The sequence below is a fragment of the Psychrobacter sp. 16-MNA-CIBAN-0192 genome (genome assembly GCF_040309565.1).
Taxonomy (GTDB): domain Bacteria; phylum Pseudomonadota; class Gammaproteobacteria; order Pseudomonadales; family Moraxellaceae; genus Psychrobacter.
Map to the genome: position 1 here is coordinate 1 of NZ_JBEOOX010000192.1, position 277 is coordinate 277.

Here is a 277-nt window from a genome sequence, read left to right on the forward strand (position 1 = left end):
CACCATGCGTTGAAGGGTAAGTAATCATCAAAGCGCCAAGATTGTCGCTATGCTCTTCACATTTTGCGGTCAAATCATCGATATCGATATTAACATTGTCATCTGTTTTTACCACGACAACTTGCATACCCATCATGATAGCAGTGGCAGGGTTAGTGCCGTGCGCCGACATTGGAATCAAGCAAACATCACGATTAGGCTGACCTAAAGACTCATGATAACGGCGAATCGCTAAGATACCTGCATATTCACCAGAAGCGCCAGAGTTGGGCTGCAT

1 pseudogene is annotated in these 277 nt (G+C 45.5%); it reads right to left on the minus strand.

The features are described 5' to 3' along the window. Nucleotides 1-277: pseudogene (locus AAEY78_RS12880) on the minus strand (hypothetical protein); the annotation flags it as partial.